We start from the raw sequence: 19,361 nt of genomic DNA on the forward strand, positions 1-19,361 counted from the left end.
AGCGGCGCGCCCTGCTTGGTGATCTTTATATCGCGCGCGGCTTCCGCCGGGCTTCCGGGCTTCCGGGCTTCCGGGCTTCCGCACGAAGCCGCCGCCCCGCCGGTGGAGGCGGGGCGGCGGTTCGTTCCGCCCGCAGGAAGGCGGATGGGGGGAAGGTTCGCTCAGGCGACCGAGATCTTGTCCAGGTTGGGGCCGCCACCTGCCGTGGTCGAGGTCGCCCGGATCACGTTGGCACCCGCGTTGAGCGGGACGGTCACCGTGGCGGTGGTCCAGGTCGTCCAGGCGCCGGTGGCGGGGAAGGCCAGCTCGTCGGAGGTCAGGACGCCGTTGACCGTGATGTCCATCGGCCGGTTGGACGTGGTGCCGTTCGCGAAGCGCAGCACCACGGTGGCGTTGCCCGCCTGGGCGGCCGTCACCGGGAACTCGACGTAGCTGCCGACCAGGTTGTCATAGTTCACGAACCCGGTGCCGGTGAAGCCCGCGTGGTTGGACTCGACCACGCCCTGGGAGATCGTCGCGTTCTCCGCCTGGTACTCCGTGGGCGCCGGCCCGGCCACCTCGGTGTCGAGGTAGTCGAGGTTCGGTCCGCCGCCGGCCGTGGTGGAGGTGGCGCGTACGGCGTTCGCCCCCGCGTTGAACGGCGCGGTCACCGTCACGGACTGCCAGGTGGTCCAGGCCCCGGTCGGCGGGAACGGGAACTCGTCGGCGACCAGCACACCGTTGACCGTGATGTCCATCGGCCGGTTGGTCGTGGTGCCGTTGGCATAGCGGAAGGTCAGCGTGGTGTTGCCCGCCTGCGTCGCCGGCGCGCTCCACTCCACGTAGCTGCCGACCAGGTTGTCGCCGTTGACGAAGCCGGTGCCGCTGAAGCCCGCGTGGTTGGACTCCACGACGCCCTGGGAGATCGTGGCGTCCTCCGCCTCCAGGAACTCGGTGCCGGGGTTGCCCGGCGTGCAGGTGTCGGAAGAGCCGGTGGCGCTGACGCGCAGGGCCCCGCCGGAGGTGTTCTGGCTGTTCTGGACGCAATAACCGGTGATCGTCTGGAAGACCATGTCGTTCGGGCTGTTGCTGCCCCGCTCGGCCGTGAACCGGTCGAACGACACCGTGCTGCCCGTGTTCGCGATCACCGCGGGCCGGCAGTCGTTGGAGTTGAACTGGACCGAGCTGTCGACGAACTTGATGTCGTGCGCGTTGTGGATGTACCACCCGTACGCCGGCCTGGTGCCGATGCTGTTCGGGTTGTAGTTCGTCGCGTCGTTGCTCGGCACGCCGGTGCCCATGCAGCCGTTGCCGCCGGGGACGGTCAGGTCGACGTTGGTGAACGTGACGTTGCGGATCCGGTTGCTGGTGTTCGACTCGCCCCACAGGGTGGCGGTGAAGTTGTTGCCGCTCTGGCCGGAGGAGGTGACGTTCTCGTAGGTGATGTTCTCGATGCGGCCGACGCCGGGGCTGTTGCCGCATCGTCTGCGGGTGCCGATCTTCTCGGTGATCGCCGCCCGTACGTTGGTCATCGTGATGTCCTTGTAGTGGACGTCGGAGATGACCGTGCCGTCCATCGACACCATGCCGAGCCCTGACTTGTTCGAGCCGTTGATGGAGATGCGCTCGAAGTGGTAGCCGGTGAAGTTGCCGCAGGTCTCCGAGCCGAACATCAGCGCGTTGCAGCACACGGCCGAGAGCTGGGCGTCGGTGACGGTGACGTTCCCGTTCGCGTAGGTCTGTCCGAGTGCCCAGTCGCTCTTGAAGACGAGGGCGTCGTCGTTGGCCGCGATGTTCGGGCGGCGGATCGTGACGTTCTGGGCGCTGATGACGTTCCAGCCGTCACGGTCGCTGGCGGTGTCGATCCGCAGGTCGTCCGAGGTGATGTTGTTGCAGGCGTTGGTGAGCATCGCGAAGTGGCCGCCGCGCCGCAGACGGATGCCGCTGACCGTCAGCCCGTCGCACCGGGTGAGCGAAATGATCTTGTCTGCCTCGCCGGAGTCGGGGTTGCCGGTGATGAGGTTGCCGCCGCCGTCGATGGTGCCCGTCCCGACGAACCCGATGTTGGTGAGGCGGTCACCATAGATCATCGCGTTGTGGAAGTGGCTGTGCCCGTAGTCCTGGTAGTCGTCGTTCGGGTTCGACTCCGGCGCGTCGTAGTCGTCGTTGGAGGCGCCCATGATGGTGGAGCCGGCGTCGAGCTGGAGGGTGACGTTGCTCTTCATGTGGATGGTGTTGGCGGACTTGTAGGTGCCCGACGGGAACTGCACGGTCCCGCCGCCGGCGCTGTTGGCCGCCGTGATGGCCGAGTTGATGGCGGAGGTGTCGTTCGTGGAGCCGTTGCCGGTGGCTCCGTAGTCCTTGACGTTGAACACCGCCAGCGCCCCCGCGGGCTGAGCGGGGATGACGATCGAGAACATCGCCAGAACGACGGCGGCAACCCATGCGGCTGCTCTTGGTAAGGCGGATTCGCTCATGGGGGTGTGTGCTCCTGCCTGACAGTCGGTTGCAGACCTGACGCTCAAGCTAGGCTCAAAGGTCGGATGTGACAAGGGATAAGATTTGGAAACATCCAGATCGAGGGGTTATCGGACATAAAACATCGGGTCTATAAGCGCCGAAATCACTGCAACCGGTTCCGGTGTTCTGGCGTTTGCCTCCCCCTACTACTCTGAGGCCCATGATTCGCCGCGCCACTGTTGACGATGTCCCCGCGATGCTCCAGCTCGTGCATGAGCTGGCCACGTACGAGAAGGCCGCACATGAGGTGCGGGCGACAGAGGCGCAGTTGCGCGACGTGCTCTTCGGCGCTGAGCCCGCCGTGTTCGCGCATGTCGTCGAACACGAGGGTGAGGTGGCCGGGTTCGCGGTGTGGTTCCTCAGCTTCTCGACCTGGCGGGGGACGCACGGGATCTATCTGGAGGATCTGTACGTCCGGCCCGGGATGCGCGGGTACGGCTACGGCAAGGCGCTGCTGGCCGAGCTGGCCTGGATCTGCGCCGAACGCGGCTACCACCGGCTCGAATGGTCAGTGCTCGACTGGAACGAACCGGCCATCGGGTTCTACCGCAAGCTGGGCGCCGAACCGCTTGACGAGTGGACGATGTTCAGACTGACCGACGAACCACTCAAGCTCCTGGCCGCGCACACGGCCGAAGCGCGCTAGATCTTCTCGGACGCTGGGCTTCTCGCGGCTCGGGGCCGGCTGTCTCATGTGCCCTGAGCTTCTCACGGCGGCCGCCTTTCTCGCGTGCACTGGGCCTCTCACGTGCACGGGCTTTCCCTCGACAGCAGGCCGCAGGCCACTCCGTGAGAGGCGGCCTGCGGTCGGTTCGCTGTGTAATGGCTGTGTAATCAGCGCGCGGGTCGCTATGTGCCCGCGTGTGTCCGAGGCGCGCTGCTACGTGCCCGCGTGCGTCCGGGGGCGCACACCGCCGGACGCCCGGTCGAACATCTCCACCTTCGCCTCCTCGCCGACAGCCCCCTCGTCGACCTCCATGTGCGTCTCCTCGATGCGCAGCGCGACACCAAGGGCGAGGAACGTGGGCGCCCATTGGCCGACGAAGATCCCCCAGCGGTCCGCCCGGTCGAGGCCGGCCTTCTCCATGTTCCTCGACATCAGCCAGGACGCGATGGACGCACCGATCGACGCGACACCGGCCGCGTACATGTGGCTGGACCGGATGCCCATTTTGTGGAGCATTTTGATCATGATTCCCCCTTTGCTCTGGTCCTGTTACCCAAGGTCAGGAGGGGTAATCGCGCTCCTTCGGCGTCGGCCAGGCGTCACTCAGGTCTCGGTGAGACCAAGTCGCCGCGATCTGTCGGTGGCGGCTGCGATAGTGGGGTCGTGCTTCACTCCTCTCTCCTCCTGCCCTGCCATGTCCGCGAGCTACCCGGCGACGCCATCGAGCTGATGCCCATCGTGCTGCCCATGACCTTGACCAGCTCTCAGCGCCGTCAACTCGCCGCAATCCTGCTCGACGGGCTCGACGAGCCCGACGCGTGTCCCGCCGTCCTCCCCACCCGCCGCGGCCACTTCGTCCACGTGGCCACGTGATCTCCTCCCAGATGCTTTCGTCTCTTCTCTTACGGCGCCACCCGCCGCGGCCGCGTGATCTCCGTTCCAGACGCCTTTGACTTTCTTGTACGGCACAGCCGGGCTGGCGCCACCCGTCGTACAGGGTCGGTGGCCTCCAGGGAGACGCCCTCTGACCCGCACGGGGCCTGGCGCCGTTACGGCGCATCGCTGGCCGTGGCCTCCCTGAAAACACCCGCTGTGACGGATCGGACAGCGGCTGCCCGAGACTGACCGCACACGTCAGCCCGAGGCCGGATCCACCGGTAGAGCGGCATCAGTGGGGGAAGGCGCGTTCGACTCGGCCCGAGTCTGGATCCGCTACCAGGGCGGTAGCGGTGGGGAAGGCGCGCTCGGCTCAAGCCGGAAGTCGGATCCGCCGCCAGAGCCGCACGGTGCGGGGGAACCCGCTCAGCTCGGCCCGAGACTGGGTCCGTCACCAGAGCGGCATCGGTTCGGGAGAGCGCGCTCGGCTCAGTCCGATCGGTCCGAGGCTGGATCCGCCGCCAGAGCCGCAGCCGCACGGCGCAGGAATGCGCGTTCGGTTGCGTTCCCGCTGCGGGCGATGGCCGCCTCATATGCCTGTACCGCCTCCGCATCACGGCCCAGGCGGCGGAGCAGATCAGCGCGGATCGCGTGATAGAGGTAGAAGCCATCCAGATCGAGGCCGTCCACCAGGGCGAGTGCCGACGACGGCCCGTTGACCTCGGCCACCGCCACCGCCCGGTTCAACGCGACCACCGGGCTCGGGGCCACGGCGGCGAGATGGTCGTACAACTGGAGGATCTGCCCCCAATCCGTGGCCTCAGCCGACGGCGCGTCACTGTGCACCGCGTTGATCGCGGCCTGGATCTGGTACGGCCCGGGCCGGCCGCGTCGCAGGCAGGCTCGGACGATGGCCTGGCCTTCCGCGATCAGGGAGTGTTCCCAGCGGGCCCGGTCCTGGTCGGCCAGGAGCACCAGGTCGCCGTCCGGGGTGGTTCGGGTGGCCCGCCGCGACTCGATCAGCAGCATCAACGCGAGCAATCCGAGGACCTCGGGCTCGTCGGGCATCAGCTCGGCCAGCAGGCGGCCGAGCCGGATCGCCTCGGCGGCGAGGTCCTCGCGGGTCAGCCGCTCGCCGGAGCTCGCGGTGTAGCCCTCGTTGAAGATCAGATACACCACGGCCAGCACGGATCGCAGCCGGGCCGGGAGGTCGGCGTCGGCGGGCACGCGGTAGGGGATGCGGGCGTCGCGGATCTTGCCTTTGGCCCGGACCAGGCGCTGGGCCATGGTCGGCTCGGGGACCAGGAAGGCACGGGCGATCTCCGCGGTGGACAGGCCGCCCAGCAGCCGCAGGGTGAGGGCGACCTGGGCGGCGGTGGCCAGCGCGGGGTGGCAGCAGGTGAAGATCAGACGCAGCCGGTCGTCACGCACGGGACCCTCCTCGGCCGGTTCATCGGGGCTGTGCAGCCGGGCGGCCTCGGCGTGCCGCCGGTCACGGCTCGCCTCGCGGCGCACCCGGTCGATGGCCCGGTTCCGGGCGGTGGTGATGATCCAGCCGGCGGGGCTGGGCGGCAGGCCGGTTGACGGCCACCGCTTGACCGCCTCGGTGAAGGCCTCCTGGACCGCCTCCTCAGCGAGATCGATGTCGCCGAAGACACGCACCAGGACCGCCACGGCCCGCCCGTACTCCTCCCGGAACACACTCTCGATATCCGGCGTCATCGGGTCCGGCGCCATCGGGTCCCGCCTGGTCGGGTCTGGCGGCGTCCGCATCGGACACGGCGTCTCCGGATCGGGCGGTGTCGGGTCGGGCGGCGTCGAGTTGAGAGGCGTCGGACCCGGTGTCATCGGACCGGGCGGGGTTGGATCGGGCGTGATCGGATCGGGCGCCATCCGGTTGGGCGTCTTTGGGCCGGGCGGTCTGGGATCGGGTGGTGTCGGGGCCGGTGTCATCGGATTGGGCGGACTTCAATGGGAAGGGTGGTGGCCTGGGCCATTTTGCCGGCCCAGATGAGGGCCGCGTCCAGGTCCGGGGCCTCGATCACGGTGAAGCCGCCGACGTGTTCTTTGCCCTCGGTGAAAGGGCCGTCGGTCATCAGTACGTCGCCGTCCTGAGCCCGGAGCACCGTGGCCGTGGTCGGTGGGTACAGGCCCACGCTGAAGACCCACGCACCGGCGGCCCGCAACTCCTGGTTCAGCGCCTCGAGGTCGTCCATGATCTTGCTGAGGATCGGCGGAGCCGGTGGTGGCCCGTCCGGCTGGTACACACTGAGCAGGTACTCGGTCATCGGGTCTCCCTCTGGTAGGTGGCGATCACTACGCCGGTGGTGGTCGTTACGCTGTCCGTCAGCCGCAGCGGGCGGGAGGCGTCGTCCTCGGCGAACAGCCGGCTGCCGGTGCCCAGCACCAGCGGATGAGTCAGCAGGACGTACTCGTCGATCAGATCACGGCGCGCCAGCTGCCTGACCAGGTCCAGGCTGCCGATGACGCCCAGGGTCGGGCCTGGCTGCGCCCGCAGCCCGGCCACGGCCTCGACCGCGTCGCCGTCCAGCAGGGTCGAGTTGACCCACGGCAGCGGCTGGGACGGCGTCCGCGATGCCACGTACTTGTGTGTCCGGTTGAGCACCTCGGTGAACGGGTTGCCGTCGTTCTGTTCGGGCCAGTAGCCGAACAAGTCCTCGTACGTGCGGCGGCCCAGCAGCAGGCTGCCCTCCTCGGTCATCCGCCGCCCCATGACCGCGCCCATGATGTGGTCGCTGTAAGGCAGAGCCCAGCCGCCGTGGCTGAAGCCGCCGCGCGGGTCCTCATCCGGGCGGCCTGGCGCCTGCGCCACCCCGTCGAGCGTCACGCTGCTGGTCACGACAATCTTCATGGCGAGCTTCTCCTACCGGATTCGGGCCGGTCTCGTGCCGGCGTCTCACCCTTCACACGAACAGGGATGGCCCGAATCGACAGGCGAGCGCGGAAACCTCTGAGCGCCACTGCGTGAGAAGCACAAGAAGCGTTGCACAATGATTCTTGTGCATCTAGGGTGGCGGCATGTCCCAGATCACCGACTCCAGGGTGCTCGCGGCCATGGCGCACCCGGTGCGCCGGCGCCTGCTCGACCTGTTGAAGATCCACGGCCCCGGCACCGCGAGCGTGCTGGCCCAGCGCACGGGCGAGGCCGTCGGCAACGTCAGCCACCACCTGCGCGCCCTGGCCGGCGCCGGGCTGATCGAGGAGGCGCCCGAGCTGGCCCGCGACCGGCGCGAGCGCTGGTGGCGGCGTACCTCGGAGAAGCTGTGCTGGTCCTCCACGGACTTCGCCGAGGACGCGGCGGGCGAGGCCATCGCCCGCGCCCTCGAGTCGCTCAACCTGGAACGACAGGTCGGTCACGTACGGCGCTGGGCCGACCAGCCCCAGTCCGAGCAGGAACGCTGGCCGCGTGGCCCGTTCTCCACCGAGACCTGGATCCAGGCGACCGACGACGAGCTGGCGCAGTTCGCCGCCGAGATCATCGCCGTCATGGACAAATGGGCCGAGCGTGACATCCCCGACGATGGCCAGGAACGCGCCACCGTCTTCACCTTCGCCCGTGGCGTCCCGGGGCAGCCATGACGGCCGAGACGCTTGCCAAGCCCAGGTTCGGCCTGCTCCGGCAGCGTGACTTCCGGTTGCTGTGGATCGGCGAGAGCGTCAGCAGCCTGGGCAGCGCCGTCACCGGCGTCGCGCTGCCCCTGGTCGCGGTGACCGTGCTGCACGCCTCCCCGTTCGCCGTCAGCGTGCTCGCGGCGGCTGTCTGGCTCCCGTGGCTGCTGGTCGGCCTGCCCGCGGGCGCCTGGGTCGACCGCCTCTCCCGGCGCAGGGTGATGCTCGCCGCCGACTGGGTGTCGATGGCGGCCTTCCTCAGCGTTCCGGCCGCGGCCCTGCTCGGCGTCCTGACCACCGGCCAGCTGGTCGCGGTCGCGCTGGTCGCGGGGACGGCGAAGGTGTTCTTCGCGACCGCCTACCGGGCGTACCTGCCGTCGCTGGTCGAGGGCGGCGACCTGCTGGAGGCCAACGCGAAGTTGCAGGGCAGCGAGCAGGTGGCCAACCTGGCCGGGCCCGGCGTCGCCGGGTTCCTGGCCCAGCTCGTCTCCGCGCTCGGCGGCCTGGTCGTGGACGCGGTGAGCTTCGCCGTCTCGGCGCTCTGCCTGATGCGCGTCAGGCACGTCGAGACGGTCGAGCCGCGGCCCCGGCGGCGGTTACGCAGCGAGATCAGCGACGGGCTGCGCACGGTGGCGGGCGACCCACTGCTGCGCGGCAACATGCTCTACGGCTGCATGGCCAATCTGGCGCTGACCGGCTACCAATCGCTGCTCGTGGTCTTCCTGGTCGGTGACATCGGCCTGTCCGCGGGCGCGACCGGCGCGCTGCTCGCGGCCACCAGCGCGGGCGGCGTCGCCGGCGCCCTCGCCGCCCGGCCGCTGGCCGCCCGGCTGGGCAGCGCGCGGGCCGTCCTGCTCGGCAAGGCCGGCCTGGCGCCGCTGGGTCTGCTGATCGCGTGCGCGGATCGCGGCGTCGGGCTGGCGCTGTTCGTCGCGGCCAGCGTCACGATCATCGCGGGGATCGTCGCCGGGAACGTGATCTTCAGCGGGTTCATGCAGTCGTACGTGCCCGGCGAGCTGATGGGCAGGGTGAGCACCAGCATCCAGGTGGTCAACTTCGGCGCCATCCCGCTCGGCGCCCTGCTGGCGGGCACGCTGGCCGAGGCGTTCTCCGTGCGCGCGGCCCTGTGGGTGATGCTGGGTGTCTTCGCGCTGAGTGGGCTCATCCTGCTGGCGAGCCCGCTGCGCCGCCTGCGCGACCTCCCCGCCGGCCGGTTGGACGGGCAGGCCGGCTCGGCGGTCGACTCGGCTGTCCCGGGCTGATCGGCGTCGCGGCGTCGCGGCGTCGCGGCTTCCGCGAGAGCCACGGGCCCGGCCGGGCGCGGCACGGCGCGGGTGAGGCGGATGCGGGGATGGTGCGGCCCGGGTGGAGGCGGCTGTGGAGTGGTACGGCGCGGGTGGGGGGATTCGGGGTGGTTGGCGCGGGTCCGGCCGGCGCGGGTGAGGCGGGTGCGGGGGTGGCATGGCGCGGGTGAGGCGGACGCGGGGACGGTACGGCGCCGATGAGGCGGATGCGGGCGGGCCGGTTCGATCGCAGCTCAAGCCCCAGATCTCCGGCGCGGAACTGTCGGTGCCGGCAGGCATGATGGCCCTATGACCGATGAGCCCCCGATCACCGTCCTGGCCGACGGCACGGCCTACGCCGAAGCCGTGCAGCTGGCTGTCGACTCCGCCGCCGCCTACTACGCCGACGGCACCTCCACGCTTGACGACGACGCCTACGACCGGCTGGTCCGCGGCATCCAGGCCTACGAGGAGGATCATCCGGAGGAGGTGCTGCCGTCCTCGCCCACCGGCAAGGTCGCCGGCGGCGCCGTGGTCGGCGACGTGCCGCACACGGTGCCCATGCTGAGCCTGGACAACGTCTTCGGCGCCGAGCAACTGGCCGACTGGGCCACCTCGCTGGAGCGCAGGCTCGGCCGTCCGGTCACGGCGTGGAGTGTGGAGCCCAAGCTCGACGGCCTGGCGATCTCGGCGCGCTACCGGCACGGTCGCCTGGCGCAGCTCGTGACGCGCGGCGACGGCGTCGCCGGTGAGGATGTCTCCCACGCCATCGGCACCATCGTCGGCCTGCCCGACCGGCTGGCCGAGGCGGTCACGGTGGAGCTGCGTGGCGAGGTGATGATGACCGCGTCGCAGTTCGAGGATGCCTGTGCCAAGCGGCAGGCGCATGACGGCACCACGTTCGCCAATCCGCGCAGCGCGGCGGCGGGCACGTTGCGGGCACAGGACCGGCCGTATGTGTGCGAGTTGACGTTCTTCGGCTATGGCGCGCTGCCCCTCCCCGACGACGGCTCCGAGCTGGCCGTGCGCCTGCGCGAGCTGCCGCACAGCGAGATCATGGAGTGGGTGGCCGGGCAGGGGGTGCAGACCACGGCGGTCACGCCGGTCGCGGGCATCGTGACGGAGTCGCTGGAGCGGGTGCGGGAGCGCGTCGGGGAGATCGCCGCGGCCCGGCCGGAGCTGCCGTTCGGCATCGACGGCATCGTGATCAAGTGTGATCTGGCGGCCGACCAGGCCGAGGCCGGGTTCAGCTCCCGCGCGCCCCGCTGGGCCATCGCCTACAAGCTGCCCGCCACCGAGAAGATCACCAAGCTGCTCGCCGTGGAGTGGAACACCGGCCGCACCGGCGTCATCGCCCCGCGCGCCGTGCTGGAGCCGGTCGAGCTGGACGGCAGCATCGTCACCTACGCCACCCTGCACAACGTCGCCGACATCACCCGGCGCGGGCTGATGCTGGGCGACAGCGTGACCGTCTACAAGGCGGGCGACGTGATCCCCAGGGTCGAGGCGCCGGTGGTGCACCTGCGGACCGGCGACGAGTCCCCCATCGAGATCCCGCAGGTCTGCCCGGTGTGCGGGGACGCCATCGACAAGTCGCAGGAGCGGTGGCGATGCGTGCGCGGGCGCGATTGCCAGGCCATCGCCTCCATCGCCTACGCCGTCGGCCGCGACACGCTCGACATCGAGGGCCTCGCGGAGAACCGGATCCAGCAGATGCTCGACGCCGAGCTGATCGTCGACTTCGCAGACCTGTTCTTCCTGACCCGCGAGCAGCTGCTCGGCCTGGAGCGGATGGGTGAGACCAGCACCGACAACCTGCTGGCCGCCATCGAGCGGGCCAAGGGGCAGCCGCTGAGCAGGGTGTTCTGCGCGCTGGGCGTGCGCGGCACCGGCCGTTCCATGAGCCGCCGCATCGCCCGCCACTTCGCCACCATGGACCACATCCGCGCGGCCGACGCGGAGGCGATCCAGCAGGTGGAGGGCATGGGGCCGGAGAAGGCGCCGGTCGTGGTGGCCGAGCTGATCGAGCTCGCGCCGCTCATCGACAAGCTCGGCAAGGCCGGGGTGACCATGACCGAGCCCGGCGCCACGCCGCCTGAGGAGGGCGAGGCATCGGCCGAGGTGGCCGACCTCCCGCTGGCCTCGATGTCCGTCGTGGTCACCGGCACGATGACCGGACCACTGGCGGCGTTGTCGCGCAACGAGGTCAACGAGCTGGTCGAGCGGGCCGGCGGCAAGTCGTCGTCGAGCGTCTCGGCCCGCACGTCACTCCTGGTGGCCGGGGAGAAGGCAGGGTCCAAGCGGGCCAAGGCCGAGCAGCTCGGGGTGCGGATCGTCACCCCCGAGGAGTTCGCCGAGCTGGTCGCCGCCTACACCGGCGAAAGCCCGGATTAGTCGCCGCCTACACCAGAGAAAGCCCGGATTAACAGCAGGTTTCCGCTGTGACACATGTTGATTGCCCGTTACGCCGGTGAGTTACATGTAACGAACGCACAGCCACGGATAGTCAAAGTGCGTAACGCGTGATTCCTACATTCGACTTCTCGACGCCGAGTGGCCGAGTGTAGGAGGAACGATGGCGCGCTGGATCGCCGAGTGGCACCCCGACGACAAGGCTTTCTGGGAGAGCACCGGCAAGCGGATCGCCCGGCGCAATCTCGTCTTCTCGATCCTGGCCGAGCACCTCGGGTTCACGGTGTGGACGCTGTGGAGCATCGTGGCCGCCAAGATGGGCGCCTACGACTTCTCCACCGACCAGCTCTTCTGGCTGGTGGCGCTGCCCAACCTCATCGGCTCCGTGCTGCGCGTTCCCTACACCTTCGGGCCGGCCAGGTTCGGCGGGGCCACGTTCACCACGGTCAGCGCGTTGCTGCTGGTCATCCCCGCGGTGCTGCTCGGGCTGGCGGTCAGCGATCCGGGCACGCCGTACTGGATGTTCCTGGTGATCGCGGCGCTGGCCGGGGTCGGCGGCGGCAACTTCGCTTCCAGTATGGCGAACATCACCTACTTCTACCCGCGCTCGCGGCAAGGCGTGGCCCTCGGGCTGAACGCGGCCGGCGGCAACATCGGGGTCAGCTCCGTGCAGCTGGTCATGCCGCTGGTGATCGGCGGGTTCGGGCTGGCCGCCGCCGGGTGGTTCTGGGTGCCGCTGGCCGTCGTGGCCGCCGCCTGCGCGTGGTTCTTCATGGACAACCTGTCGAGCGCCAGGGCCAAGCCGCGTGAGCAGCTGGCGGTGGCCGGTCGGGCGCAGACGTGGATCATGTCGTTCCTGTACATCGGTACGTTCGGCTCGTTCATCGGCTACTCGACGGCCTTCCCGCTGCTGGCCAAGAGCCTGTTCCCCAGCTCGCCGTGGGCGGCGGTGGCGTTCGTCGGCCCGCTGCTCGGCTCGCTGATCAGGCCGGTGGGCGGCTGGCTGGCCGACAAGAAGGGCGGCGCGCCGGTGACCCTGTGGAACTTCGCCGCCATGGGCGTCGGTGTGGTCCTGGTCTGGCTCGGCAGCACCTCGGGCGACTTCTGGCTGTTCTTCCTGGCCTTCCAGATGCTCTTCCTCACGGCCGGCATCGGCAACGGCTCCACCTACCGGATGATCCCCGCGATCTTCCAGGCCAAGGCGGTGGCCGAGCGCGGCACCGGCGAGGAGGCCCTGATGCACGGCAAGCGGCAGGCATCAGCCGCCATCGGGATCATCTCCGCGGTCGGGGCGCTCGGCGGCTTCCTCATCAACCGCGCGTTCGGGATGTCGTTCGCCGAGACGGGCAGCCCGGCCACCGCGTTCGTCGGGTTCGGCGCCTTCTACGTGGCCTGCTTCGCGCTCACCTGGTGGTGCTACACGCGCAAGGTCGGCGTCTCGCTGGTCGGCAGTCTGGCCCACGCTCGTGTCTGAGGTCCTCACGACAGAGACTCACTGCCCGTACTGCGCCCTCCAGTGCGGCATGACGATCACCGCCACGGGGACCGACATCACGATCACCCCGCGCACCGACGTACCGGCCAACTCCGGCGGCGCCCTGTGCCAGAAGGGCTGGACGGCGGCCGACCTGCTGACCAACGGCGAGCGCCTGACCACGCCGCTGCTCCACGGCCGGCCCGTGGCCTGGGACACCGCCCTCGACTATGTCGCCGACCGGCTGACCGCCATACGCGCCGTGCACGGCCCCGACGGAGTGGCCGTGTTCGGCGGCGGCGGGCTGACCAACGAGAAGGCCTACCAGCTCGGCAAGTTCGCCAGGGTCGCGCTCGGCACCAGCCAGATCGACTACAACGGCCGCTTCTGCATGTCGTCGGCCGCGGCCGCCTCGCTCAGGGCGTTCGGGCTGGACCGCGGCCTGCCGTTCCCCATCACCGACCTGGCCGAGACCGACGTCGTCCTGCTGGCCGGCGGGAACGTCGCCGAGACCATGCCGCCCTTCGTCCGCCACCTGACCGGGCCGCGCCTCATCGTCATCGACCCCCGCCGCACCGCGACGGCCAAGCTGGCCTGGCTTCACCTGCAGCCCACGCCGGGCACCGACCTGGCGCTCGCCCTCGGGCTGCTGCACCTGGTCATCGCCGAAGGGCTCGTCGACGAGGACTACGTCGCCGCCAGGACCTCGGGCTTCGAGCAGGTCCGTACGTCGCTCGCGTCCTGGTGGCCCGAGCGGGTCGAACGCGTCACCGGCGTGCCGGTGGCCAGGATGCGCGAGGCCGTACGCGCGCTCGCCTCGGCCGGACGGGCCGCCGTGCTCACCGGGCGGGGAGCCGAGCAGCACGCCAAGGGCACCGACACCGTCACCGCGTTCATCAACCTGGCCCTGGCGCTGGGGCTGCCCGGCCGCCCCGGATCCGGGTACGGCTGCCTGACCGGCCAGGGCAACGGCCAGGGCGGCAGGGAGCACGGTCAGAAGGCCGACCAGCTGCCCGGCTACCGCAAGATCGACGACCCGGCGGCCCGCGAGCACGTCGCCGCGGTCTGGGGCGTACGACCCGAGGAGCTGCCCGGCCCGGGACGCTCGGCCTACGAGCTGCTCGACGCGCTCGGGACGCCCCAGGGGCCGCGCGCCCTGCTGGTCTTCGGCTCCAACCCGGTCGTTTCCGCGCCGCGCTCCGCGCACGTGACCGAGCGGCTCGACGCGCTCGACCTGCTCGTGGTCTGCGACATCGTGCTGTCGGAGACGGCCGCGCGGGCCGACGTGGTCTTCCCCGTGACGCAGTGGGCCGAGGAGACCGGCACGATGACGAACCTCGAGGGCCGGGTCCTGCTGCGCCGCCAGGCCGTACCCGCTCCCGAAGGGGTCAGGAGCGACCTGGAGATCGTCCGGGAGCTGGCCGGCCGCCTCGGCCACCGGTTCTCGGCCGAGCCGCGGGAGGTGTTCGAGGAGCTGGGCCGCGCCAGCGCGGGCGGGGTGGCCGACTACGCGGGCATCACCTACGAGCGGATCGCCGAGGAGACCGGCGTGTTCTGGCCCTGCCCGTCTCCGGACGATCCCGGACGGCCGCGCCCGTTCCTCGACTCCTTCGCCACTCCCGACGGGCGCGCCAGGTTCGTGCCCGTCGAGCACCGGCCCGCGGCCGAGGAGCCCGACGACGACTACCCGGTCTACCTGACCACGGGCCGCGTACTCGCCCAGTACCAGAGCGGCGCGCAGACCCGCAGGATCGCCGCCCTGACCAAGGCCGCGCCGGAGCCGTTCGTCGAGCTCCATCCCGACCTCGCCGAGCAGTTGGCCATCACCGCCGGAGACGTCGTACGGGTGCTCAGCCGGCGGGGCGAGAGCACGGGGATCGCCAGGGTCAGCGACGCGATCCGGCGCGACACCGTCTTCATGCCGTTCCACTGGGAGGGAGCCAACCGTCTGACCAATCCCGCGCTCGATCCGTCATCGCGGATGCCGGAGTTCAAGGTCTGCGCCGTCAGGGTGGAGAAGGTCGCATGAGGCTCGTCGTCATTGGGAATGGAATGGCCGGATCGCGGCTGGTCGGCGAGGTGCGGGCACGTGACCCGCACATGCCGGTCACCGTGTTCGGCGCCGAGAGCTGGCAGCCCTACAACCGGGTGCTGCTGTCCAACGTCCTGGCCGGGAGCTCGGGTCCCGACCAGGTGCGGCTGCTCGACCCGAGCTGGTACGCCACGCACGGCGTCGAGGCCGTCTTCGGCACCGAGGTGGTGCGCGTCGACAGGAGCGCCCAGACGGTGATCACCGCCGACGGGCGGAGCACGCCGTACGACGTGCTGGTCCTGGCCACCGGCAGCGAGGCGGTCGTCCCGCCGGTGCCGGGAGCCGAGCTGGCGATCCCGTTCCGCACGCTCGACGACTGCCACCGCATCCTGGCGGCGGCCGAGCACGGACGCAGGGCGGTGGTGGTCGGCGGCGGCCTGCTCGGTATCGAGGCCGCGCGCGGGCTCGCCGGGCGCGGCCTGCCCGTGACGCTGCTGCACCTGGCCGGCCATCTGATGGAGCGGCAGCTGGACGCCGAGGCCGGGCTGGTGCTCGGCGAGACGCTCACCGGCCTGGGCGTGGACATCCGCACCGGCGTGACGGCCGAGGCCATCCTGGAGGAGGGCGTGCGGCTGGCCGACGGCGAGCTGGTCGAGGGCGACCTCGTCGTGCTGGCCTGCGGCGTGCGGCCCATGACGGCCCTGGCCAAGGAGTCGGGCCTGAATGTACGGCGAGGCATTGTCGTGGACGACGAGATGCGTACCGAGGACCCGGCGGTGTTCGCCATCGGCGAGTGCGCCGAGCACGACGGTACCGTCTACGGCCTCGTCGCCCCCGCCTGGGAGCAGGCGTCCGTCGCCGCGGAGGTCATCACCGGCGGCAAGGCGCTCTACCGGGGCTCGCGGCTGGTGACCAGGCTCAAGGCCAGGAGCGTGGAGCTGGCCGCGATGGGCGAGACCCACCTCACCGAGGAGCACGCCGAGGTGGTGCGCTTCACCCACCGGGCCCGCGGTACGTACCGCAAACTCGTCATCCGCGACGGCCGGCTGGTCGGCGCGATCCTGCTGGGCGACACCGACGCCGTCGGCACGCTCACCCAGCTGTTCGACCGTGGCGGGCCGCTGCCGGGCGATCGGGCCGGGCTGCTGTTTCCCGGCCTGGGGGCGGTCACCGTGGCCGACAGCCCGGTGCTGATGCCCGACGCGGCGAAGGTCTGCCAGTGCAACAACGTGACCAAGGGCCAGATCAGGGCGTGCTGGGAGGCCGGCGCGCGGGACGTGGCCGGAGTGGCGGCCGCGACCAGGGCCACGACCGGGTGCGGGACGTGCCGGGATGCCGTGGAGGGCATCGTCGGCTGGCTGTGTGAGCAGGAAGGGATCTCGGCATGAACAAGATCGTTGTCGTCGGTTACGGACCCACCGCCCACCGGCTCGTCGAAACGCTGCACGAGCGGGGCTTCGGCGGCCAGGTCACGGTGATCGGCGAGGAGCCCCGCCCCGCCTACGACCGGGTCGCGCTGACCTCCTACCTGTCGGGGACCAGCGTCGAGGACCTCACCTACCCGGTGCCGCCGGGCACGGTGACCAGGCTCGGCGGGCGCGTCACCGGGATCGACCGCGCGGCCCGCACGGTCACGCTGGCCGACGGGTCGGCCGAGCCGTACGACGTGCTGGTGCTGGCGACCGGGTCGGCACCATTCGTGCCGCCGGTGCCGGGCGCGGAGCACGCCTACGTCTACCGGACGATCGACGACCTCGACGCGATCAGGATGGCCGCCAAAGACGCGACCGAGGGCGTGGTGGTCGGCGGCGGGCTGCTCGGCCTGGAGGCCGCCGACGCGCTGCGCGGGCTCGGGCTCAAGACGCACATCGTGGAGATGAGCCCCTGGCTGATGCCCCGGCAGGTCGACGAGGGCGGCGGCTCGGTGCTCAAGAGCCACATCGAGGGACTCGGGCTCAGCGTGCACGCGGGCGCGGGCGTCAAGGAGATCGTCGCGGGCGAGCGCGGCGTCACCGGGCTGCGCAAGCCCGACGGCACGCTGCTCGACGCCCAGATCGTCGTCTTCTCCGCCGGGATCAGGCCGCGCGACGAGCTCGCCCGCGCCAGTGGGCTGGAGGTCGGCGAGCGCGGCGGCATCGCGGTGGACGCCGGAATGCGCACCTCGGACCCGGCGATCTACGCGATCGGCGAGTGCGCGCTGACGGGCGGCATGGTGTACGGGCTGGTCGGTCCGTGCTTCACCATGGCGGAGGTGGCCGCGGACCGCATCCTGGGCGGGGCCGCCACCTTCGACGGGGCCGACATGTCCACCAAGCTGAAGCTGCTCGGTGTCGAGGTGGCGCAGTTCGGCGCGATGGACGGGGCGCTCGACGTCACCTACATGGACCCGGTGGCCGGCGTCTACAAGAGGCTGTTCATCAGCGACGACGCCAAGACGCTGCTCGGCGGCATCTGCGTCGGCGACGCCTCGCCGTACGGGTCGCTGCGGCCCTTCGTCGGCAAGCCGCTGCCCGCGGCGCCGTCCGACCTGCTGTTCACCGGGTCGGGGGCGGAGCTGGAGCTGCCCGACGACGCGCAGGTGTGCTCGTGCAACAACGTCAGCGCGGGGACGGTCCGCACCGCCATCGCCGACAAGGCGCTCACCGACGTGCCCGGGGTCAAGGCGTGCACGCGGGCGGGCACCACCTGCGGGAGCTGCGTGCCGATGCTCAAGCAGCTCCTGGAGAAGTCCGGGGTCGAGCTGAGCAAGGCGCTGTGCGAGCACTTCGCCTACTCCAGGGCAGAGCTGTACGACATCGTCAGGGTACGCGGCATCACCACCTTCTCGGAGCTGGTCTCCGCGCACGGGCAGGGCAGGGGCTGCGACATCTGCAAGCCGGCCGTGGCCTCGATCCTGGCCTCGCTGCACAACGGGCACGTTCTCGACGGCGAGCGGGCGGCGCTGCAGGACACCAACGACGCCTTCCTGGCCAACATCCAGAAGAACGGCACCTACTCGGTCGTCCCGCGCATCCCCGGCGGCGAGATCACCCCCGACAAGCTCATCGTGATCGGCGAGGTGGCCCGCGACTTCGGCCTCTACACCAAGATCACCGGAGGGCAGCGGATCGACCTGTTCGGGGCCCGCGTCGAGCAGTTGCCGCAGATCTGGCGGCGGCTGGTGGACGCCGGGTTCGAGTCGGGCCACGCGTACGGCAAGGCGCTGCGGACGGTGAAGTCGTGCGTCGGCTCGGCCTGGTGCCGTTACGGCGTCCAGGATTCCGTCGGCCTGGCCATCGATCTGGAGCTGCGTTACCGCGGCCTGCGCGCGCCGCACAAGCTCAAGTCGGCCGTGTCCGGCTGCGCCCGTGAGTGCGCGGAGGCCCGCTCGAAGGACTTCGGGGTCATCGCCACCGAGCAGGGCTGGAACCTATACGTCGGCGGCAACGGCGGCTTCAAGCCGCGCCACGCCGACCTGCTGGCGGCTGATCTGACCACCGAGGAGCTGATCAGGACGATCGACCGGTTCGTCATGTTCTACATACGGACGGCCGACCGGCTGCAGCGCACCGCCGCCTGGCTGGAGTCGCTCGACGGCGGGCTCGACTACCTGCGACAGGTGATCATCGACGACTCCCTGGGGATCTGCGCCGAGCTGGATGCCCAGATGGAGCACCACGTCGCCACGTACGTGGACGAATGGCAGACGACCATCGATGACCCGGACAAGCTCGGCAGGTTCGTGAGCTTCGTCAACGCGCCCGGGGTCCCTGACCCGTCCATCGTCTTCGAGACCGAACGCGACCAGATCAAGCCCGTGGAGGTGGCTGCGCGATGAGTGGTTGGATCCCAGTCTGTGGCTATCAGGGACTGCTGCCGGAGCGCGGGGTGTGCGCTCTAGTGGACGGACGGCAGGTGGCCGTCTTCCGTACCTTCGACGGCACCGTCCACGCGATCGGCAACCTGGACCCGTTCAGCGGGGCGCAGGTGCTGTCGCGGGGGATCGTCGGCACCCGGCAGGGGGAGCCTACTGTGGCGTCGCCCCTGCACAAGCAGGTGTTCTCGCTGGTGAGCGGGGTGTGTCTGGATGAGCCGGAGTTCTCTGTCCCGGTTTATCCGATACGGGTGGAGGCCGGGCTGGTACAGGTGGGTACGGGCGCCTAGCGAACGCCCGGGTCGCCTCTATGGTTCGGCCAATACGTCCGCCGGTGGGTACACGTGGGCGGCCTGATGTCCCACCGGCAGGACACAGCGCCGGTCGGAGTCGACGCTGGCGCAGCGCTCCGCGTCGTCGCGTTGAGGCAGGGGCGCGGATTCGGATTCGGGTTCGGGGGTAGTGCTCAGGATCGTCTCCAGGTCAGGCACTCGTTGGACGCTATCGGCGAGGCGGCGGCCGTTTGGTCGCGGCCCGGCAACGATCGGACCTCTGAACGATCTCATCAACTCCTGTGAAGGTTACTGTGAGCAATCCCAGGGGCTGAGGCGGCAGCTGGTAAAGGGGTCGTCCGA

15 protein-coding genes are annotated in these 19,361 nt (G+C 70.3%); 10 read left to right on the forward strand and 5 right to left on the reverse strand.

From position 1 onward, the window contains the following. Positions 1-161: 161 nt before the first annotated feature. A complete protein-coding gene (locus ACQP2T_RS17185) occupies positions 162-2,456 on the reverse strand; it encodes a glycosyl hydrolase family 28 protein (RefSeq protein WP_433517127.1) in 2,295 nt (764 codons plus the stop codon). A 203-nt stretch (positions 2,457-2,659) separates the two neighbouring features. On the opposite strand from ACQP2T_RS17185, the gene ACQP2T_RS17190 reads away from it, so the two are divergent. Continuing rightward, entirely contained in the window at positions 2,660-3,145 is a 486-nt protein-coding gene (locus ACQP2T_RS17190) for an N-acetyltransferase family protein (protein ID WP_433517128.1), read from the forward strand. Between the two features lie 234 nt (positions 3,146-3,379). On the opposite strand, the gene ACQP2T_RS17195 is transcribed toward ACQP2T_RS17190, so the two are convergent. Further along, positions 3,380-3,691, reverse strand: coding sequence for a hypothetical protein (locus tag ACQP2T_RS17195; protein ID WP_433517129.1), 312 nt, complete (start codon positions 3,689-3,691; stop codon positions 3,380-3,382). A gap of 138 nt (positions 3,692-3,829) precedes the next feature. On the opposite strand from ACQP2T_RS17195, the gene ACQP2T_RS17200 reads away from it, so the two are divergent. Next, positions 3,830-4,039: a hypothetical protein gene (locus ACQP2T_RS17200; protein WP_357642111.1), complete on the forward strand. Its 210-nt coding sequence runs from the start codon at positions 3,830-3,832 to the stop codon at positions 4,037-4,039. A 492-nt stretch (positions 4,040-4,531) separates the two neighbouring features. Here ACQP2T_RS17200 and ACQP2T_RS17205 read toward each other — a convergent pair whose 3' ends face one another. The 3 genes from ACQP2T_RS17205 to ACQP2T_RS17215 all read right to left on the reverse strand — a co-directional run bounded on the left by ACQP2T_RS17205 (position 4,532) and on the right by ACQP2T_RS17215 (position 6,914). Next, complete coding sequence (locus ACQP2T_RS17205; RefSeq protein ID WP_433517130.1) at positions 4,532-5,815, reverse strand: RNA polymerase sigma factor; 1,284 nt, start codon at positions 5,813-5,815, stop codon at positions 4,532-4,534. 176 nt (positions 5,816-5,991) lie between these two features. Further along, complete coding sequence (locus ACQP2T_RS17210; protein ID WP_433517131.1) at positions 5,992-6,330, reverse strand: YciI family protein; 339 nt, start codon at positions 6,328-6,330, stop codon at positions 5,992-5,994. Beyond that, positions 6,327-6,914: a dihydrofolate reductase family protein gene (locus tag ACQP2T_RS17215; RefSeq protein WP_433517132.1), complete on the reverse strand. Its 588-nt coding sequence runs from the start codon at positions 6,912-6,914 to the stop codon at positions 6,327-6,329. The genes ACQP2T_RS17210 and ACQP2T_RS17215 overlap by 4 nt, the downstream gene beginning before the upstream one ends. A gap of 167 nt (positions 6,915-7,081) precedes the next feature. Between ACQP2T_RS17215 and ACQP2T_RS17220 the strand changes: the two genes are divergently transcribed. The 8 genes from ACQP2T_RS17220 to nirD all read left to right on the forward strand — a co-directional run bounded on the left by ACQP2T_RS17220 (position 7,082) and on the right by nirD (position 19,016). Next, the gene (locus ACQP2T_RS17220) at positions 7,082-7,642 is read left to right on the forward strand and encodes a winged helix-turn-helix domain-containing protein (protein WP_433517133.1); all 561 of its coding nucleotides are present in this window, start codon (positions 7,082-7,084) and stop codon (positions 7,640-7,642) included. Next, positions 7,639-8,934 (forward strand): MFS transporter, encoded by a 1,296-nt coding sequence (locus ACQP2T_RS17225; RefSeq protein ID WP_433517134.1) that lies wholly within the window; start codon positions 7,639-7,641, stop codon positions 8,932-8,934. The genes ACQP2T_RS17220 and ACQP2T_RS17225 overlap by 4 nt, the downstream gene beginning before the upstream one ends. A 330-nt stretch (positions 8,935-9,264) precedes the next feature. Then, a complete protein-coding gene (gene ligA / locus ACQP2T_RS17230; RefSeq protein ID WP_433517135.1) occupies positions 9,265-11,349 on the forward strand; it encodes an NAD-dependent DNA ligase LigA in 2,085 nt (694 codons plus the stop codon). Positions 11,350-11,530: 181 nt separating this feature from the next. After that, a complete protein-coding gene (locus tag ACQP2T_RS17235) occupies positions 11,531-12,841 on the forward strand; it encodes an MFS transporter (protein ID WP_433517136.1) in 1,311 nt (436 codons plus the stop codon). 49 nt (positions 12,842-12,890) lie between these two features. Continuing rightward, positions 12,891-14,870 carry a molybdopterin oxidoreductase family protein gene (locus ACQP2T_RS17240; protein WP_433517137.1) on the forward strand — a complete coding sequence of 660 codons (1,980 nt, stop codon included), beginning with the start codon at positions 12,891-12,893 and terminating at the stop codon, positions 14,868-14,870. Then, the gene (locus ACQP2T_RS17245; protein WP_433517138.1) at positions 14,867-16,261 is read left to right on the forward strand and encodes an FAD-dependent oxidoreductase; all 1,395 of its coding nucleotides are present in this window, start codon (positions 14,867-14,869) and stop codon (positions 16,259-16,261) included. The genes ACQP2T_RS17240 and ACQP2T_RS17245 overlap by 4 nt, the downstream gene beginning before the upstream one ends. Beyond that, the gene (nirB, locus tag ACQP2T_RS17250) at positions 16,258-18,690 is read left to right on the forward strand and encodes a nitrite reductase large subunit NirB (RefSeq protein ID WP_433517139.1); all 2,433 of its coding nucleotides are present in this window, start codon (positions 16,258-16,260) and stop codon (positions 18,688-18,690) included. The genes ACQP2T_RS17245 and nirB overlap by 4 nt, the downstream gene beginning before the upstream one ends. After that, complete coding sequence (gene nirD, locus ACQP2T_RS17255; protein WP_225289070.1) at positions 18,687-19,016, forward strand: nitrite reductase small subunit NirD; 330 nt, start codon at positions 18,687-18,689, stop codon at positions 19,014-19,016. The genes nirB and nirD overlap by 4 nt, the downstream gene beginning before the upstream one ends. Positions 19,017-19,361 lie beyond the last annotated feature (345 nt).

It is taken from the genome of Nonomuraea sp. CA-143628, assembly GCF_050942315.1.
Lineage (GTDB): Bacteria > Actinomycetota > Actinomycetes > Streptosporangiales > Streptosporangiaceae > Nonomuraea.

Excerpts from the sequence above, each read along its gene's own strand:
- ACQP2T_RS17195 (WP_433517129.1), bottom strand. The coding sequence starts at position 3,691 with ATGATCAAAATGCTCCACAAAATGGGCATCCGGTCCAGCCACATGTAC.
- ACQP2T_RS17190 (WP_433517128.1), top strand. The coding sequence starts at position 2,660 with ATGATTCGCCGCGCCACTGTTGACGATGTCCCCGCGATGCTCCAGCTC.
- ACQP2T_RS17235 (WP_433517136.1), top strand. The coding sequence starts at position 11,531 with ATGGCGCGCTGGATCGCCGAGTGGCACCCCGACGACAAGGCTTTCTGG.
- ACQP2T_RS17240 (WP_433517137.1), top strand. The coding sequence starts at position 12,891 with ATGACGATCACCGCCACGGGGACCGACATCACGATCACCCCGCGCACC.
- ACQP2T_RS17225 (WP_433517134.1), top strand. The coding sequence starts at position 7,639 with ATGACGGCCGAGACGCTTGCCAAGCCCAGGTTCGGCCTGCTCCGGCAG.
- ACQP2T_RS17185 (WP_433517127.1), bottom strand. The coding sequence starts at position 2,456 with ATGAGCGAATCCGCCTTACCAAGAGCAGCCGCATGGGTTGCCGCCGTC.
- ACQP2T_RS17245 (WP_433517138.1), top strand. The coding sequence starts at position 14,867 with ATGAGGCTCGTCGTCATTGGGAATGGAATGGCCGGATCGCGGCTGGTC.
- nirB (WP_433517139.1), top strand. The coding sequence starts at position 16,258 with ATGAACAAGATCGTTGTCGTCGGTTACGGACCCACCGCCCACCGGCTC.
- ligA (WP_433517135.1), top strand. The coding sequence starts at position 9,265 with ATGACCGATGAGCCCCCGATCACCGTCCTGGCCGACGGCACGGCCTAC.
- nirD (WP_225289070.1), top strand. The coding sequence starts at position 18,687 with ATGAGTGGTTGGATCCCAGTCTGTGGCTATCAGGGACTGCTGCCGGAG.
- ACQP2T_RS17220 (WP_433517133.1), top strand. The coding sequence starts at position 7,082 with ATGTCCCAGATCACCGACTCCAGGGTGCTCGCGGCCATGGCGCACCCG.
- ACQP2T_RS17205 (WP_433517130.1), bottom strand. The coding sequence starts at position 5,815 with ATGCGGACGCCGCCAGACCCGACCAGGCGGGACCCGATGGCGCCGGAC.
- ACQP2T_RS17215 (WP_433517132.1), bottom strand. The coding sequence starts at position 6,914 with ATGAAGATTGTCGTGACCAGCAGCGTGACGCTCGACGGGGTGGCGCAG.
- ACQP2T_RS17210 (WP_433517131.1), bottom strand. The coding sequence starts at position 6,330 with ATGACCGAGTACCTGCTCAGTGTGTACCAGCCGGACGGGCCACCACCG.